The following is a 16,246-nucleotide window of genomic DNA, read 5'->3' as shown; positions in this document are numbered from 1 at the left end:
AGCATATCTGTCTCCGAGGTCAGTCTGCGGGTGAGATGGTGCCGTCCCGCGCCGTGGTGAGGAGCCCGTCGTCGAACACGGACCGGCGTGCGTAGAAGAAGTACACGTAGGGCACCTTGGCCATCACGTCGAGGAACGCGAAGGTGATGTCGGTCCCCGCGATCGTGGTGTACCCCAGCCCCGCCGGCCCCGCGAGCCAGACGAACGGATACGCGAGCCACAGCAGGCCGATGTGGTTCTTCAGGAGGCTGAACAACCCGAGCTGGCGCGGCTCGTCGGGCACCTGTCGGGGGAAGACGTAGTAGAGACAGGCGAAAAGCGAGACGTGGAACACCGACGAGACCCCGAACAGCACCCACTTCGACGGGCCGGTCGTGAGGACCGCACCGGCCCCACACGCGATCATCAGGGCGTCGGCGATCATCACGCCCGCGATGGCACGGCGCGAGGCACCGGCGACGAAGCCGACGTAGCCGACCAGGAGCGGGGTCGTCACGACCCAGTCGAGGTACCGGAGTCCGACGAACTGGGTGCCCTCGACCGTGATCGTCCCGATCCCCAGTGCCATCCCGACGTAGGAGAGCCCGGCGAACGCGGGAATGACCGCGAGGTACGCGAGTCGGGACCGCGCCGCGCTCTCCCCGAGCGACCGGTAGAACAGGACGGCGACCCCCGTTCCGACGAGGAATGCGGCCGCCGCGGTCCAGTAGGCGAGCGTCGAGGGGTCCATCAGTCGTCACCCCCCGCCGGGGCGGCGACGGAGGCGCGGCCGTCGCCCTGCTCCGAGATCGTGAACGTGTCGATCTGCGTCTGCAGTCGTGCGACGTCGCTGTCGCGGAACTCCAGCAAGGAGGCCGAGACCGATCCGATAACGTCCCGCTGCGAGCGGACCACGTCGAGGGCCTCCGACGCGTTCGCCGCCGTCCGGTCGCTGATCGCCGTGACGTCGTCGACCGTCGACGCGGTCGACTGGACGGTGTCGGCCTGTCGGCTCGTCGTCTGATCGATGTCCTGCAGCGAGTCGGAGATCTCCTCGACGGAGTCGGCGATGGTCTCGATGTCGCCGAGCGCGGACGCGACGGTGTCGGACCCGGTCTCGACGCGGTCCCGCGTCCGCTGGATCGACGTGGTCACGGCCTCGGTCTGTGCGGCGGCCTCCTCGACCATCTCGGCGATGTCGTCCGCTCGCGACTGGGTCTGTTCGGCCAGGGACTTCACCTCGTCGGCGACGACCGCGAAGCCGTCACCGGCGTCGCCACCCTCGCCCGCACGGGCCGCCTCGATGGAGGCGTTCAGCGCGAGCATGTTCGTCCGCTCCGCGATGTCGGCGATGATGTCGGTGATCTCCGTGATCTCGGTCGCGGTCGCCCGGAGCGACTCGACCTGTTCGACGGTCCGTTCGACGTCGCCCTCGATCGCGGCCATCTCGTCCAGCGCCGACTCCGCCGACTGCTGTGCGTCGTCGCTCGCGTTCGCCACCTCGCGGCTGCGCTCCGAGAGGCTGTTGACCGTCGCCGCGATCTCCTCGGCCGACGCGCTCACGTCTTCGATGTCGGCCGCGACCGACTCCAGTTGGGTCTGCTGTTCGTGTGCGCCGCTTTTGATCTCCTCCGAGCGGTCGACTGCGTCGGACACTCGGTCCTCGACGTCACGCGTGGCCGTGGTGATCTCCTCGGTCTCGGTCTCGATCCGGGCCGAGACGTCCGCCACGGTCCGAATCGTCTCTTCGAGGTCGTCCATCATCCGGTTGAACGCGGTTGCGACAGTCGCCATCGCCTCGTACTCCGTCTCCTCGTCGAGCCGCTGGGTGAGGTCACCCGTGGCGGCACGCTCCATCGTCTCCCCGTACCCCTCGGCGATCCGCCGGTAGTCCTCCGCCATCTCCCGGGCCTCGCGCTCGGCTTCCTGGGCCTCCTCGCGGGCCTGTTCCGCGTTTTCCCGGGCCGCTTCGGCGTCGGCCTGTGTGGCCTCCATCTCCGACAGCCGTTCCTGCAGGGACCGGCGCATCTCGTCGATCGCCGTCGCCAGCCGCCCGAACTCGTCGGTCCGCGTCGAGGCGACCGTCGCGTCGAGGTCGCCGTCCGCGACCGTCTCCGTCTGCTTCGAGAGTTCCTTGACGCTGGCGACGCTCTCGGCGGCGTTTATCGACCCCAGGGTGAGGAGCCCCGCGATGCCGGCGACGACCGTCGACGCCACGTCGTTCGTCGCGACCCCGACCGCGACGACGAGCGCGCCGGTGGCGACGTACGCGACACCGAGCTTCGCCCCGAAACTACGTCGAACGGCTGATACGACCATGGCGTAGGCTTGGCTTCGACGCTTGTAAAGCAAACTACCATTTTATCAAAGCTGAGACTGTGTGACATCGTTTCACATACCTCTCGGCCGGACGCCCTACGGGACAGTCCGGGAACTTTCGGGGCGATCAGGGGCGAAGGACGCGAGAGGCGAGACCGGCTATCTTAAAGACGTTAGCATATCAAGCTCTCCCGTCTCGGACATATCGAATTCAGTTCACGTTCGGCGTTTCGGTCGGTTCGAACGGTCGTCGGAAACGTGCGGTGAGTTGCGCCGCCGTCACTGCCAGCCGACCGACTGTCGCTCGAACGGGCTCCGGACCCACTCGGGACCGGCGGCTGCCGGAAGACACTCCACGGGCGGGCACTGTCGGGGCGGGTCCGGCGTCACCGAAATCGAAGCCAGATCGAGGGCGGCGTCCGTCGCGGTCCGTGTCGACGAGGGCGTGCTCGGTTCTTCCGTCAGCGTCAGCCGAGCGGTCGCTGTCGGTTCGGTGTCCGTGGCGTCGGAGCCCGTGGGGCCGTTACAGCCCGCGGCTCCCGAGGCACCGAGGGTCGACGGTACCCGACGCCGGGAAGACACCGACGGTTCCGGTCGAGGGGCCGTCGTGGCGGTCACTCGTCTCGTTGTTCTGACGGGGGAGCGCACGCAGTCCGATTGTCAGCGGTGGATATCCGGACCCGGTGAGCGGCTGTGCCCTCAGCATCGGCTCGGTGGCACGAAGCCGTCAGCCGGGCCGGTGGCGGCAATAGGGACACGGGCGCTGCATCGTGCCGCCGGGACGCTCACTCGGTCTCCTCGTCGTCCGGGTCCACCCGTCCGTCGACGCCGGTGATCTCGAAGCGAGCGCCGCCCGCAGCACTCGCCGTCGTCGTCACGTCCCACCCGTGTGCATCGGCGACCTGGCTGACGATCGCGAGTCCGTACCCCGTCCCGTCCGTGTTCGTCGAGTAGCCGAACTCGAACAGCGAGTCGGGGTCGGTATCGCCGAGGCCGTCGCCGTCGTCCGCGACGTAGAACCCGTCGCTCAGTGCGCCCACGGTGACGGTCACGTCGGTACCGCCGTGCTCGATTGCGTTCCGGACGAGGTTCTCGATGAGCTGGCGGAGCCGGCTCTCGTCGGCGCGCAGCAGCCGATCCGAGTCGATCACGAGTCCCGCTTCCGAGACGTCGACGGTCTGCCAGCATCGCCTCGCCACGTCGGCGAGTCTGACCTCGGTCACGTCGCCCAGCTGCTCGCCGGACTGAGCGAGCGCCAGCAGATCGTCGATGAGATCTTGACTGCGCTGTAGCGCCTGGTCGACACTGTCGAGGTGCTCGCTGTCACCGCTCTGCCGGGCCAACTCGAGCTGGCCCGTCGCCACTGTCAGTGGGTTGCGCAGGTCGTGGCTGATCGCCCGCGCGAACGCCTCCAGCTGTTCGTTCTGTCGTCGCAACTGCCGCTGGTTCTGTTTCTGTTCGGTGATGTTCTCCGAGACCGCGAGCCCCGCGATTATCTCGTCCGCGTCGTTCCGGACCGGCAGCGTCTTGATCCGATAGTGGCTCCCCTCGTACTCCTGTTCGAACGTGTTCTCTACACCCTCGAACGCGGCCCGGTAGTGCTCGGCGAGCTCCGTCGCCAGCTCGTCGGGGAACAGATCGAACGGCGTCTGTCCGGCGAACTCGGACGCCGCGAGATCGACCTCCGACAGCTCTGCGCCCCCTGCCAGCGTGTATTCGAGGTCCTCGTCGAACAGGAACACGCCCATGTCCGGGATGTGGTGAATCAGCGTCTCGTACTGCGCCCGGATCGTCCGGAGCTCCGTCTGTCGGTCCTCTCGGGCGGTGATGTCCCGAGTCGTCCCGAGGACGAGCGCCTCTCCGTCCGCCGCCTCGATGCGGGTGAGCCGGAGTTCGAGGGTGCGGTCCGGGTCGGGAACGGACGGCTGGATCGTGACGTGGACCTGTTCGGCGTCGCCGCCGAGGATCTCGTCGACGGCTCGTCGTACTCTCGTGACCTCGGCCTCCGAGAGGACGCCCGTCTCCGCGAGATACGAGATGTGCTGCCCACGCCACCGGTCTTCCGAGGCCCCCTCGGTCGTCGCGATCCGGAAGTTGACGAACCGTAACCGGTGGTCGCTGTCGAGCACGTACACCCCTTCACTGATATTCTGGATCACCGACCGTAGCCAGCTCGTCCGTCGACGAGCCCGGTGGCCGACGGCCGCGTTCGTGATCCGTTTCGCCAGTATGTCGTACTGGGCGTCGCTGGTCGGCTTCCGAGCGTAATCGGTCACCCCGGCCGAGACGGCCTCGGTCGCCCCGGCCTCGTCGTGACTGGTGAGGATAACGAACGGTATGTCGGCGTCCCGCTCCCTGACGGCCCGGAGAAACGCCAGTCCGGACCGGTCGGGCAGCTCCTCCCCAGACACGACACAGTCGAACTCACCGGTCTCGTACGTGTCCAGTCCCGCCCGAACGCTCGTCGCAGTCTCCACCGCGAGCGGTTCGGCCGCCTGTTCGAGGTGTGACGCGGCGGTCTCCAGAAAGTCGGGGTCGCTATCTACGAGCAGGACCCGGACCCCTTCTGTGGTGTGAGGCACGATTTCGAGGGTGTCGTCTTAGTCAACGTGGGTAGCCGATATAATCCCCCGGGAAAGTACTCGGGAGCTTGCCACTTTCACACCGCCGGCACCGGGACAGCGAGCGGCCGTACACGACGATCGGGACCCGTCGATCTGGAGGGCTCCGGTTCGACGAGGGGTCCGAGGCGGAGCGGATCGAGCCGACCGAACTGACGTCGCCGCTCTACGCGGCGACGCTCGGGGAGGCGCTCCTCGATGGAACGTCCCACGGTGGCGGGCACGGGACCGGGACGGTCGAGTCGAGTACGAGAAGTGTCTCGTGGAGAGCGGCCCCGACTGGGACTCCGAATCACTGTCCACGCCCGGGTCCCACGGGAGGGAAGCAGTGACCGACCGCGATCATCGCCGTCGCCACGGTGACCACGAGAACGGTCGCGAGCCAGTCCGGGTAGACGCCAGACAGTCTGACCACGGCCAGCGGGAGGGCCCACGCCGACGCGAAGGTCAGAAGCGATGCGCCCAGCAGCCGTGTGCGTCCGTCCCGGAGGAACGTGAGGCCGAACGTCCCGACGCCGAGCGCGAACGCGGCCAGCAGCGCGAAGAAGACGGTCCCCACGCTGACTGGCAGGGCGGCGATCCCGGGGACGGGGCCGACGGCGAGACCGAGGAGGCCCCACACTACCAAGACGACGGTCCCGACCGGAAGCGCCGCTACGAAGGCGGCCCCGACGACGGCCGACAGCGGGGCGTGGTCGTCGAGGTAGCGGTACGACCGGAGCAACACGAGCGGGGCGAGAGCGAATCCGACGCCGAACGGGATCGTCGTGAGCAGCCACGAGAACGGGAGTCCGCTGAGACTCTCGCCGGAGAGACCGCCGACGGCCTCGACGAGGAGGACCACGCCGGCGATCGCCAGGAGTCTCCCGCTCCAGACGTCGATCCCGTCCGCTCGATCGCTGGTGAGCGACACACCCGCCTCGGAAGGCGGGTGACGGTAAAAGAGTGAGGGTCAGGAAGAGTCCGTCGCCGACTCCCGTCTGATGGCCGCCCAGTCGGTGATGCCCGTGACCGTTCCGTTCGCCAGGTTCACGTCGACCGTGTATCGGAGGTCGTGTCGATCGCCTCTGTCGGGGTCTCGAACGCGGACGACCGCACGGTCGTCGACGTGGTCGGGGGCGCGTTCGACGGTCACCGTTCCGCCGTCCGAGTCGCCGGTCCCGGTCTCGTCGTCGACCACCTCGCCACGAAACACACCGTCGGTCCGGTTGCTGTCGGTCCGGATCTCGAACGTCCGTCGAGTCGACGCGGTTCGGTTCACTCGGTACACGGGCTCGACCGACAGCTCGTACGCGTCCATCCCGTCCAGTGCCAGCGCCACTGTCGCGTTGTCGGTCGCGATCGCTCGTGCGCGCCTCCGCTCGGCGTCGGTCAGCGGGGAGTCCGTTCTCGTCCGGACCGTGAACTGGCCGGCGTCGGTCTCCTCGATCGTGACCTCCGTCACGCCGGAGAGGTTCTCGACGACCGGTTCCGATCGGTCACCGGTCGAGACGGTCACGTCTCCCTCGGAGACGACGAACTCGGCGGACGGGCCCGTGGTCGAGAGCGGGCCGGCGAGCCCGACGGCGACGCCGCCACCGGCCAGGCCGACCCCGATCACTGTGAGAGTCACCAGGACGAGCAACCGCGACCGGACGATCTCGTTCACACCGTCACCGTTGGCTGAAAGACCTCAATAGTGCCCGGGTGAAACGCGTTCGGAATCGGTTGGAAACGCGTTTCACGGTCGTTTCGCGGGCTCTTGCGGCGATACGGACCGACAAAAATAAACGGTCGGTGTCGGATGGATCACCTATGCGTTTTCGAGCCCTCCAACAGACGCATCTGCTGGCCGCCGTGGTGTTCGTCGGTGCCGTGTTGGTGTTGACCGTCCAGCTCGTCTCACCGTCGCCGGTGGTGGTCTCGCTGGGCGAGAGCGGCACGCAGACCACGCACGTCGGCGAGTTCTTCACCTACCTGGACGTCTCGATCGCCGTGGCCAGTGCCTTCCTCGCGGGGATCAGCGGCACGTATCTCGTCGTCCACGACCAGACGCACGTTCTCGCGTCACAGGAACCCGCCCCGGCGGCGGAGTCTCGCCCGCCCGCCGAGCCGAACGGTGGACCGGCGGGCGTGAGTCGCTCGGCCGACCCCGCGGCCGAGTCGTCGGCAGAAGATCGGTGGGAAGACACGCTCGAACGACTCGCGAACAACGAGGAGACGATCTACGGGTTGCTCCTCGAGAGCGACGGCACGATGGCCCAGCGAAAGTTGGTCGAGGAGACCGACCTCTCGAAGGCGACGGTCAGTCGGACGCTCGACAAGCTGGAACACCGGGGACTCGTCGAGCGAAAACGCGACGGGATGGGGAACACGATTCGACTCCAGTGACCTCGGAGGGAAGGGCGACCGCGTGCCGCGAACCGCCTGCAGAAGTCGTACCGACGCGGATCGGTCACACCAGGCACCCCGCCGAAAGCGGTTTCCGAGCCCTTCCAAACGGCTTTCGATCCGCTTTCCAATCAAGGGCTTTGAGGGCTTTCAGACAACGTACGACCGCGGCGAGCCGAGAAGCGGGGCCCCTGACTGCCGCGGGATACGGAGCCCCGACGGGTCGCCGCGACACAGTTCGAACCGATGCACACGAAAGCCCTCACACTCGCGGTCGCGACACTCCTCACGGTCGGCGTGGGCGGTGTCGCCACCGCGACCACGGATACTGCGACAGCCGACGCGGGGTCGGCTGCTGGATTGCCCGCCAACCACACCGTCGACGTCGTCACACCGGACGAACTGACCGGCGAGGCAGGCGATCGAGCGGTAGAGATCGCCTGGGCGAACGACGAGGTCCGACGCCACTTCGCCGCGGACGCGGCGGTGCACTTCGAGGTGACGGCCTCGAAGCTGCACGACGGCGTCGTGTCCGTCAGTATCGCCCCGATGGAGACGCCCGGGAACGCGCGCGTCGTTGCAGACGTCAGGCTCGATCAACAGACCGTCACGTCCGTCGTCGAGCCGGTGACGCTCGACGCCTCGAACGCGGTGTCACTCGACGCCGGTGCCCACACCACCGCGAGCGAGGCGAACGCGTCCGACGACGCGACGAGTCACGCCGGGAACGTCACGCGAGTCACCGCCGGCGAATCGATCCACCTCCGAGTCAACGAGAGCACGATCGAGGACGGTGAGAACGGCTCGTTCGTCGTCGAAGTCGAGGACGGGGACAGGTCACGGTGATGCCGAGCGAGACCGACACCGCGGACCGGCGCTGCTGAGTTCGATCGCCGTCGTCCGATCGTCGCCGCGTGGCCCGCTCGCTCTCCCCTCGGGACCCCGGAGAGTGTCGTGGGTCGCCAAATCGTTTTTGTACACACGAGCCAACGTCCGGTTCGATGTGCCCTCCGACTCGCCGCACTGCCCTCCGGATGCTCGGGACGGCCGGGGTCGCCTGTCTCGCCGGCTGTCCGTCGCGGTCCCTCGACGACGGGGACAGGTCACGACCGCCGGACTCGCTCGGGACGGACTGGACAGCACCCGACAGCGAGTGGGTGTTCCCACGGGCGGGACTGTGCAACACCGCGCGCAGTGCCGTCGCTCACGACGACCCGCCGACGGGTAACTGGCGGGGTCGCCAGCGGTCACCCGACGACGAGTCACCGGAGTCGACGCATCTCGCTGCCGTGACCCGAGACACCGTCGTCGTCGGCACCGAGTACGCGGCGGGGCTCGTACTGACCGGATACCACGTGACCGACGGGACCCGTCGCTGGCGGCGGCAGGTTCGGGATTCGGGCTCGCTGTACCCCCACTTCGGGGGAGTCGTCGACGGGACCCTGTACCTCGGTGACTTCGAGACGGACGTGATCGCCGTCGACGTGTCGGACGGAACCGTCCGGTGGCGGATCGACCTCTACGAGCGGGTCTCGGAAGTCGTCCCCGACCGCTACCTGACCGCTCCCGACGACCCGCCGGAGCGCTTCGCGCCGATCCCGCGAGCGACGCCCGACTGTGTGTACGTTCAGACGAGCTACGGACTCCACGGGCTCGCCCCCGAGAACGGTCGCGAGCGCTGGCGGATCCACCTCGGGGACGCACTCGACGACGCACGCGTGTTTCAGGACCCCGGCGGGATGGCGATCACTGACGACCGGGTGCTGGCCAGTTACGGGCGACCGGAGCAGCTCCTCCTCGGCGTTCGCCTGCACGACGGAGCGCCGGCCGTCGACCGGACGACGGTCCCCGTTCGCTACCCGGATCGGCCGCTGGTGACCGGCGAGGGAACGACGGCGCTGGACAGCGGCGTCATCTGGTCGACGGACGCGACGGGAACACTCGCGGCCGGTGTGTCGGGAGCCAGCGCCGTCGACTGGCAGTTCGCGGGGCTGGCCAGCTCCGGCGCGGCCGCGTTCTCGTCGCTCGCCGCCGACGGGAGCCGCCTGTTCGTCTGCGAGGGCCACGAGGCCGCGTCGGAGTTCGTCGTCTTCGCGCTCCGGGCAGCGACCGGGGGCCTGGAGTGGCTGACGCGCGAGCCGATCGCGGACGCCGCGACCGTCGACGAGCCCGACGCGGATTTCAGGGTCGCCGAGCCGGCCGTCGCCGGGGGGACGCTCCTCGTCGGATACGGCGCGAGCGCGGAAGCCGGGAGCGAGGCCGGCACGCTGATCGCACTCTCGGCGACGGACGGGAGCGAGCGGTGGCGGACCGACCTCGCGGTCGCGCCCAGAGACGTGGCAGCGACCGAGACGGGGGTCTACGTCAGCGGCCAGCGACGCGGTGTCAGCGGACTCACGACGCCTGGGGTCGGGTAGATCACGGTCGACGTGGGCACGCCGCCGGCGGAGCGGGTCGGTGTCGCGGACGCCGACTGTGCGGGCCTCCGAGCGGTGGTCACCGGGACGGCCACCGACGGGGCGGCCGAACTCTTGTTCGCCGCGCGCAGCGAGCGCCGAAGGGAGACTGTCCCGGAATGTCCAGCGTTTTGTCGGCGGGGGCCATCCGTTCGCGTGTGACCGAGTTCGATCCCGAGAAGTTCGAGGAGAAGTACACGTACTACTTCGAGGAGCTCGAGACCGCGTACTCGAACGCCTATCAGGAGCTCCACGGAGAGCGGGACTCGGAAGTCCTACGGGGCATCGACCGGCGGATCCTCAGCGAGAGCGAGCCGGTCTACGAGGGCGACGGGCGGTTCCGCGTGACGCTCCCCGACGACGTCGACGGGCGTATCGAGTCACTGCCCGGCTCCGACGAGCGTGCCGAGCGCGTGCTGGCCGAGTTCACGTCCGAGATCGAACGCGAGTTGCGCCGCCTGTTCGAGTTCGATTGATACGCTCAAGAGCCGTTTTGAGCGTCGCGATCCGTTATCTCGGGTGGTCTCGAGAGGGACGGTATGAGACGCAGAGAGATACTCGGTGCCGGCGCGGTACTCCTCGGGGGCGGTGTCGTCGGGACCGCCGTCGGGGTCGATCCCGTGCCCGCCGATACCGCCTCCGAACCGGCGTACCTGGAGGACGGCGAGGTCGTCTACGAGCGGGAGCCGCTTCGGCTCCGGGCTCCGACCGACACGGCTCGTCGCGGTGGTTCGATCGCGTTCGAGGTCCACCACGCCGGTACGTCCGGACGGATCGATCTGGGCTGTAACGTCCCCTGGGCCGTCCAGTCGTACGAGGAGGGGACGTGGAACCACGTGGTGTGGACCGACGAGCGGTGGCACGACCTGTGTGCGACCGTTATCGGTCCGGGCGACACCCTGGCCACGACGGTCCCCCTGTCGGCGGCTGGCGTGGCCGACGAGCGGGGCGTCAGTGGACCCGAGGCCGACGTGACGTTCACGCCGGGCACGCATCGGTTCGTCCTAGCCGGGACGAGTCCGCCGTTGGCGGTGAATTTCAACGTCCTGCCGGCGGAGTAGGGGGACACGAGTCGGCGACGGAGCCCGAACCCACGCGTCTCTCGGACGGTGGACGGTCCCCGACTGGGCGTGACCGGGGTGACTGCCGAGCGGGAGTCCAGCGCGATCGCGGGCTTAACCAACAGTGTCGGACTCTCCCCGCGTCTGTTGGTTAACGTACGAGGATCCGGTCGCCGCGGACTGCGAGTCCGGGACCAGGTAGCGTGGGACGGTACGGAACGGAGTCCGCTGGAGCGGCGGTCGGGTCGCGCTCCGGTCGTGGTCGAGAGTGACAGAGAGCGGCGCTCCGAACACATCGATAGAGGGGTGTATCCGTTCGGAACGTCCCGATCGCGTGCACCTCGGTCACGAGATCCCAGTACACTTCGATAGAGGGGTGTGTCCCGGGAGCGACCGGCAGTCGATCGCGCGACTCCGCCTCGTACGAGTACTGTTTCTGCTGGAAGTCGATCGCGGAGTATCGTCGGCACAGACCCTCAGAAGCCGAATCACATCTCGATAGAGGTGTGTTCGTATCGGTCTCGGTACTCGGTACTCGCGGCGGCGCTTCGAACACTTCGATAGAGGTGTGTCACCGTCGGCCCGGACCCCACTAGTCACGTCTCGTTCTTGACCTGTGCCCGGACGACGGAGGTGACTTCGTCCTGTGAGACCATATCGATCCGGGAGTCCTCACGGAGCGTCTCCAGGATCGTCTCGGGGGACTCGCCGAACTGGAACTCGAGGAACATCCCCGAACTCGGGCCGTGGCTGCGGCGCTCGAAGTCGACCAGCGAGTAGGTCGTGAGCTCTTTCATCTTGTTGACGTACGTCTCCTGGTGGTACTGGTCGGCGTCGATCGAGTCCGTGAGGAACTGGTATACTTTGTATCCAGTCGTACTACGCGCCGAGCCGTTGTTCGATTCGGCCGCCACAGCTGCCGTCGCGTAGAGACACAGCTTCTTCTGGGTGCTGATACCACGGACCACTTCGAGGACGCGGTTCTTCTCGACCTTGTCCTGTGCCTGCCGGACGTGCTCTTCCCGGACCTGTGCATCGCCCTCCCGTTCGGCGAGTTCGCCGGCGACCCGCATCAGATCGATCGCCTTCCGCGCGTCGCCGTGTGTCTGTGCGGCGAAGGCCGCAGCGAGCGGGATGACGTCGTCGGCCAGGACGTCCTCGTAGAACGCGTCCTGGCGGCGGCGGAGGATCGACTGGAGTTGGTTGGCGTCGTAGTCGTCGAAGTGGACGTCTTCGGGCGTGAAGGAACTGAGCGCGCGGCTCCCGACCGACTCCATCATCTTCGTGTCGTTCGAGATCGCGACCACCGAGATGTAGGCGTCCAGTTCCCCGTCGCCGCCCGCTCGCGAGAGCTGGTAGAGCAACCGTGAGAAGGCCGGATCTTGCTTGTCGCGGCGGCCCACGAGCATATCCAGCTCGTCGAGGACGAAGACGATCGAGTCGAAGTTCTCGTTGACGATCCGGAACAGCTCGTCCCACTTCTCCTTCGTCGAGACGCCGTGTTTCGGGACCTCGACGTCGACACCGGCTTCGTCGGCGGCCTCGGTCACGAGCTCGTAGACGGCCACGCCGAGCGTGTCGAGGTCCTGGCAGTTGACCTCGATCGTCCCGAACTCGATCTCGCGGGACTCGCAGATCTTGGTGATCTTGTTACAGACGGCCTTGGTGATGAGTGACTTGCCCGTCCCGGAGGGACCGTAGAGGAAGAGGTTCGGCGGGCGGTTGTTCCCGAGTGCGACCCGGAGCATCTTCGTGACCTCCTGGAGCTGCTCGTCGCGACCGACGATGCGGTCCTCCTCGACGACGTGGTTGGGATCGAGCAGCGCCCGCTCGCGGATCAGCCCCTCCTGTTCGTCGAACTCGAGGAGCATATCCTCGATCGACGTCGTCGCGTCGGATTCGGCCTCGTCCGTCTCCGATCGAGCACGGACCGGTCCCGACCGAGTGGGATCGCCCGGCGATTCGGACTGGTCCGTCTCCCCGTCCGCCGACTCGGTGTCGAACTGCGAAGAACTCGCGAGGTCCGCTTGCGTCGTCTCCTCCTCCGACGGTCCGGACGAGTCCGGCAGCGTGTCGGAGTCCTCGGAATCCATACACACACCTTACGCGGGAGCGGGAAAAGCGTTACTACACCCCTATCGAAGTGAGATCGGCGTCGATAAGATTTGAAGAAGGCGATCTGCGACTCTCGTGGCCACGGGAGAGAGGAGTCGTTGAAACAGTCAACGATGTGTCCACGCAGGGACCGAACACACACACCCCTCTATCGATGTGTTCGCGACGGATGGGTGGAGGGGGGTCGAGCGAGAGCGGAGAGAGCGTGAGTGGTACCGAGAGGGTCTCACACGAGGTGAGAGGCGGATACGGACTCTCCCGGTCTCTCACTCAGTGCTAGCGTGGGACGTCTTCCTTCTTCTTCTAGTTCTCTAGACTAGAACGAACACACACACCCCTCTATCGATGTGTTCGATGTGTTCCGACCGTCGACGAACCCTACTCAGTAGATCTGTTCGGTTCCTCCCTCTCTTCTCACGCTTACTCCTCCCTCACTCCCGCTCTCAGACTCTCTCGACAGGATATCTTCCGGGACGACCGTCTCTCGTTCCCGTCGGTTCCCTCCAGACCGGCCCGACACCCCGCTCCGAAACACATCGATAGAGGGGTGTGGGTGTCCGCTCCTCACTGGCCCTGCTACGGAACAGACGACGACCCCTGTCGCTTCAGATCGATAGAGGTGTGTCCGGCCGAGTGTGTCCGGACGATCCTTTGCTGGTGTGGGACCACTCGCCGGCGGCTCGCCACTCCTCAGTCGTCCGGGGCCACGGGTCCCTTGTACTTCGAGACGATCGAATCGCCCTCTCGCCACTGCCAGTAGTAGTACCGGTTGCCGTTGATCTCCTTGACCGTGATCGTCGCCTTCGACGGAACGTCCGGAGGAAGATCTTCCCGGTCCGTCCCGGTTCGATCCCCGTCGCCCGTCGGACGGGCTTCACGCTCTCGATACTCGGCCAGTTCCTCGGCGTACGTCGCGATCTGTGCGAGGCGCTCGGGCGAACAGTCGTCGAGTGCGTCGACGACCTCGGCGGGGAGGTCGCTCGGCGGTCGCGGTGGATCGTCGGACATCGGTTCGTGTTAACCAACAGTAGCCGGCGAAACGTAGTTTTGTTGGTTAAAATCTATCGGACGGCCGCGCTCTTCGCGCCACGGCGTCGGGAGGTTCGTGACTACGGCTCGCTGGACAGATGAACTATACTTTATAGCTATACTACTGTCGGATGTCGGCTCCTGAACGGGCGCGGTTTTCGTCGCCCCTCGAACACGGGGTTCCCTCGCCGATCCCACGACCGAGCGGTACGGCAGTTGCTGACCGCGACCGAACGAGACGACAGGGACGAACCACAATCGAAGGAGACGACAAGGGAACTACAACCGAATGAGACGGCAGTGACGGACCGACCGACACGGCGGTAGGGATCCGCGCCCCAGAATAGATACGATTACTGTCACATCTGGATGAGATTAAGAAGAACTACAACTCTTCGAAATCAGGACCACGCGCGGATGCCGAACCACCTGCGGATGCACGATACCGTCGGTGGCCGAGATCGACGGCCCCGCCGAACGCCGAAGTCGGCGGCCGCACCGAACGACGAAACGCACAGCAACCGATTCGATCGTCCCCCGTTCGCTCCCCGCATCTCTCCCGAGTCAACAGCTGAACGTGCTGCTCCGGCCTATCTCTACACCTACTGCGTGTGATGTCTCGGAGCGACTCGGTCGGGTCGAAACAGACTCTGGTGCCGAGGGACCGTGGCCTCGTCCGCTGGTCGGACGACCCGCTGTCCGGGTGATCGGACGACTCGATATCGGACGGTCCGGGGGACAGCCGCGAGAAAGATACGCTGAATTGGTATTCTCGAAGTCTGGTACGAACAGTGAGAAACGGCGGTCAGTAGTTCATGTACACGGTCTTCGAGATGGTGTAGAAGTCCAGCCCCGCGTCGCCCTGCTCGCGGTAGGTCTCGCTGGAGGAGTCTTTCATCCCGCCGAAGGGGACGTGCAGCTCCAGCCCGGTCGTCTTCTCGTTGACCTTGACGACGCCGGCCTCGATGTCCTCGACGAACCGGTTGCCCTCGGAGAGGTCCTGCGTGACGATGCTGGCCGAGAGGCCGTACCGGACGCCGTTGGCGACCTCGACGGCCTCCTCGTAGCTCCCGACCGGGATGACCGCGAGCACCGGCCCGAAGATCTCCTCCTGGGCGATGCGCATGTCTGGTTCGACGCCGGAGAACACCGCCGGCTCGACGAAGAACCCGTCGCCGGCGTCGACCTCGCCGCCGCCGGTCTCCAGGGTCGCCCCCTCGTCGACGCCGACGTCGACGTACTCCAGCGTGCTGTCGAGCTCGCTCTCGCTGACCTGTGGCCCCATCTCGGCACCGTCTAGGCCCGGGCCGACCTCGATCTCCTCGGCCGCCGCGACGACGCCCTCGACGAACTCGTCGTAGACGTCCTCGTGGACGATGGCCCGCGACGTGGCCGTACAGGCCTGGCCGGTGACGCCGAAGGCACCGCTCGCGGCGATGTCCACGGCCTCGTCGACGTCGGCGCTGGGCATCACGACGGCGGGGTTCTTGCCGCCCATCTCCAGCTGGACGCGCTTGCCCGTCTCGTTGGCCTGCTGGCCGACGGTGTCGCCGACGGCCGAACTGCCGGTGAACGAGACCGCGTCGACGGCCTCGTGGGTCGAGAAGGTCTTGCCGACCTCGCTCCCGGGGCCGGTGACGTAGTTGAGGACGCCGTCCGGCAGGCCGGCCTCGTCGAGACACTCCACGAGCTTCCGCGAGACGTCGGGGGCCTGTGAGGCGGGCTTGAACACGATCGTGTTCCCGGTCGCCAGCGCCGGCGCGATCTTCCAGGCCGGGATGGCGATGGGGTAGTTCCAGGGGGTGATCAGGCCCGCGACGCCCACCGGTTCGTTCACCGTGTACAGCCGCGTGTCCTCGCTGCTGGAGGCCTTCACCGTTCCGCCGACGTCGCTGGCTTTCGCCGCGTAGTAGGCGAAGATGTCGACGGCGCGCTGTACCTCGCCGGCGGCCTCGGGGCGGGCCTTCCCCTCCTCGCGGACGAGCGTCTCCGTGAGTTCGTCCTTCCGCTCCGCGAGGCGCTGGCCCGCCGCCCGCAGGATCCGCCCGCGCTCGGGACCGGGTGTGCCGGCCCAGTCCTCGCTCGCAGCGTCGGCGGCCTCGACCGCGGCCTCGGCGTCGGCGGTCCCGGACTGCTGGAACTGGCCGACGACGTCGGATCGGTCGGCGGGGTTCCGGACCTCGAAGGTGTCGCCGGTCTCGGCGGCGACCCACTCGCCGTTCACGTAGTTGTGGTAGGTGTCCGTCATCAGCCGTATCGACACGCCCGACTTACGAGAAGCTTTGGGACGAGCACC

Annotated in this window: 13 protein-coding genes; 5 read left to right on the top strand and 8 right to left on the bottom strand. The window is 67.1% G+C overall.

Annotation, left to right across the window (positions count from 1 at the left end; all coding sequences use genetic code 11):
- Window positions 1-19: 19 nt before the first annotated feature.
- From P0592_RS18105 to P0592_RS18085, 5 genes are all read right to left on the bottom strand, one after another.
- Window positions 20-730, bottom strand: a complete 711-nt coding sequence (locus P0592_RS18105) for a bacteriorhodopsin (protein ID WP_419181147.1) — start codon at window positions 728-730, stop codon at window positions 20-22.
- The gene (locus P0592_RS18100; RefSeq protein WP_276274114.1) at window positions 730-2,298 is read right to left on the bottom strand and encodes a methyl-accepting chemotaxis protein; all 1,569 of its coding nucleotides are present in this window, start codon (window positions 2,296-2,298) and stop codon (window positions 730-732) included. The genes P0592_RS18105 and P0592_RS18100 overlap by 1 nt, the downstream gene beginning before the upstream one ends.
- Window positions 2,299-3,083: 785 nt before the next feature.
- On the bottom strand, window positions 3,084-4,880 hold the full coding sequence (locus P0592_RS18095) for a hybrid sensor histidine kinase/response regulator (RefSeq protein ID WP_276274113.1): 1,797 nt from the start codon (window positions 4,878-4,880) through the stop codon (window positions 3,084-3,086).
- Between the two features lie 331 nt (window positions 4,881-5,211).
- Complete coding sequence (locus P0592_RS18090; protein WP_276274112.1) at window positions 5,212-5,832, bottom strand: hypothetical protein; 621 nt, start codon at window positions 5,830-5,832, stop codon at window positions 5,212-5,214.
- A gap of 39 nt (window positions 5,833-5,871) precedes the next feature.
- Complete coding sequence (locus tag P0592_RS18085) at window positions 5,872-6,567, bottom strand: hypothetical protein (protein WP_276274111.1); 696 nt, start codon at window positions 6,565-6,567, stop codon at window positions 5,872-5,874.
- Between the two features lie 146 nt (window positions 6,568-6,713).
- On the opposite strand from P0592_RS18085, the gene P0592_RS18080 reads away from it, so the two are divergent.
- The 5 genes from P0592_RS18080 to P0592_RS18060 all read left to right on the top strand — a co-directional run bounded on the left by P0592_RS18080 (window position 6,714) and on the right by P0592_RS18060 (window position 10,806).
- Window positions 6,714-7,289 carry a helix-turn-helix transcriptional regulator gene (locus tag P0592_RS18080; RefSeq protein ID WP_276274110.1) on the top strand — a complete coding sequence of 192 codons (576 nt, stop codon included), beginning with the start codon at window positions 6,714-6,716 and terminating at the stop codon, window positions 7,287-7,289.
- A 246-nt stretch (window positions 7,290-7,535) separates the two neighbouring features.
- On the top strand, window positions 7,536-8,135 hold the full coding sequence (locus P0592_RS18075) for a hypothetical protein (protein WP_276274109.1): 600 nt from the start codon (window positions 7,536-7,538) through the stop codon (window positions 8,133-8,135).
- Window positions 8,136-8,290: 155 nt separating this feature from the next.
- Complete coding sequence (locus P0592_RS18070; RefSeq protein WP_276274108.1) at window positions 8,291-9,706, top strand: outer membrane protein assembly factor BamB family protein; 1,416 nt, start codon at window positions 8,291-8,293, stop codon at window positions 9,704-9,706.
- 197 nt (window positions 9,707-9,903) lie between these two features.
- Complete coding sequence (locus tag P0592_RS18065) at window positions 9,904-10,221, top strand: DUF5783 family protein (protein WP_276274107.1); 318 nt, start codon at window positions 9,904-9,906, stop codon at window positions 10,219-10,221.
- Window positions 10,222-10,284: 63 nt separating this feature from the next.
- Window positions 10,285-10,806 (top strand): hypothetical protein, encoded by a 522-nt coding sequence (locus P0592_RS18060; protein WP_276274106.1) that lies wholly within the window; start codon window positions 10,285-10,287, stop codon window positions 10,804-10,806.
- Between the two features lie 596 nt (window positions 10,807-11,402).
- Here P0592_RS18060 and P0592_RS18055 read toward each other — a convergent pair.
- The 3 genes from P0592_RS18055 to xacF all read right to left on the bottom strand — a co-directional run bounded on the left by P0592_RS18055 (window position 11,403) and on the right by xacF (window position 16,198).
- Window positions 11,403-12,677, bottom strand: a complete 1,275-nt coding sequence (locus P0592_RS18055; RefSeq protein ID WP_419181148.1) for an orc1/cdc6 family replication initiation protein — start codon at window positions 12,675-12,677, stop codon at window positions 11,403-11,405.
- Window positions 12,678-13,611: 934 nt separating this feature from the next.
- Window positions 13,612-13,929, bottom strand: coding sequence for a DUF6788 family protein (locus P0592_RS18050; RefSeq protein ID WP_276274104.1), 318 nt, complete (start codon window positions 13,927-13,929; stop codon window positions 13,612-13,614).
- An 826-nt stretch (window positions 13,930-14,755) separates the two neighbouring features.
- Entirely contained in the window at window positions 14,756-16,198 is a 1,443-nt protein-coding gene (gene xacF / locus P0592_RS18045; protein ID WP_276274103.1) for a 2,5-dioxovalerate dehydrogenase, read from the bottom strand.
- Between the last annotated feature and the right edge of the window lie 48 nt (window positions 16,199-16,246).

The sequence above is a fragment of the Haloarcula litorea genome (genome assembly GCF_029338195.1).
GTDB classification, from domain to species: domain Archaea; phylum Halobacteriota; class Halobacteria; order Halobacteriales; family Haloarculaceae; genus Haloarcula; species Haloarcula litorea.
This window is presented reverse-complemented; position numbering and strand designations above follow the sequence as displayed.

Coding starts and splice junctions, on each gene's coding strand:
- P0592_RS18060 (WP_276274106.1), top strand. CDS start 10,285: ATGAGACGCAGAGAGATACTCGGTGCCGGCGCGGTACTCCTCGGGGGC.
- P0592_RS18080 (WP_276274110.1), top strand. CDS start 6,714: ATGCGTTTTCGAGCCCTCCAACAGACGCATCTGCTGGCCGCCGTGGTG.
- P0592_RS18055 (WP_419181148.1), bottom strand. CDS start 12,677: ATGCTCCTCGAGTTCGACGAACAGGAGGGGCTGATCCGCGAGCGGGCG.
- xacF (WP_276274103.1), bottom strand. CDS start 16,198: ATGACGGACACCTACCACAACTACGTGAACGGCGAGTGGGTCGCCGCC.
- P0592_RS18075 (WP_276274109.1), top strand. CDS start 7,536: ATGCACACGAAAGCCCTCACACTCGCGGTCGCGACACTCCTCACGGTC.
- P0592_RS18105 (WP_419181147.1), bottom strand. CDS start 730: ATGGACCCCTCGACGCTCGCCTACTGGACCGCGGCGGCCGCATTCCTC.
- P0592_RS18050 (WP_276274104.1), bottom strand. CDS start 13,929: ATGTCCGACGATCCACCGCGACCGCCGAGCGACCTCCCCGCCGAGGTC.
- P0592_RS18100 (WP_276274114.1), bottom strand. CDS start 2,298: ATGGTCGTATCAGCCGTTCGACGTAGTTTCGGGGCGAAGCTCGGTGTC.
- P0592_RS18070 (WP_276274108.1), top strand. CDS start 8,291: ATGTGCCCTCCGACTCGCCGCACTGCCCTCCGGATGCTCGGGACGGCC.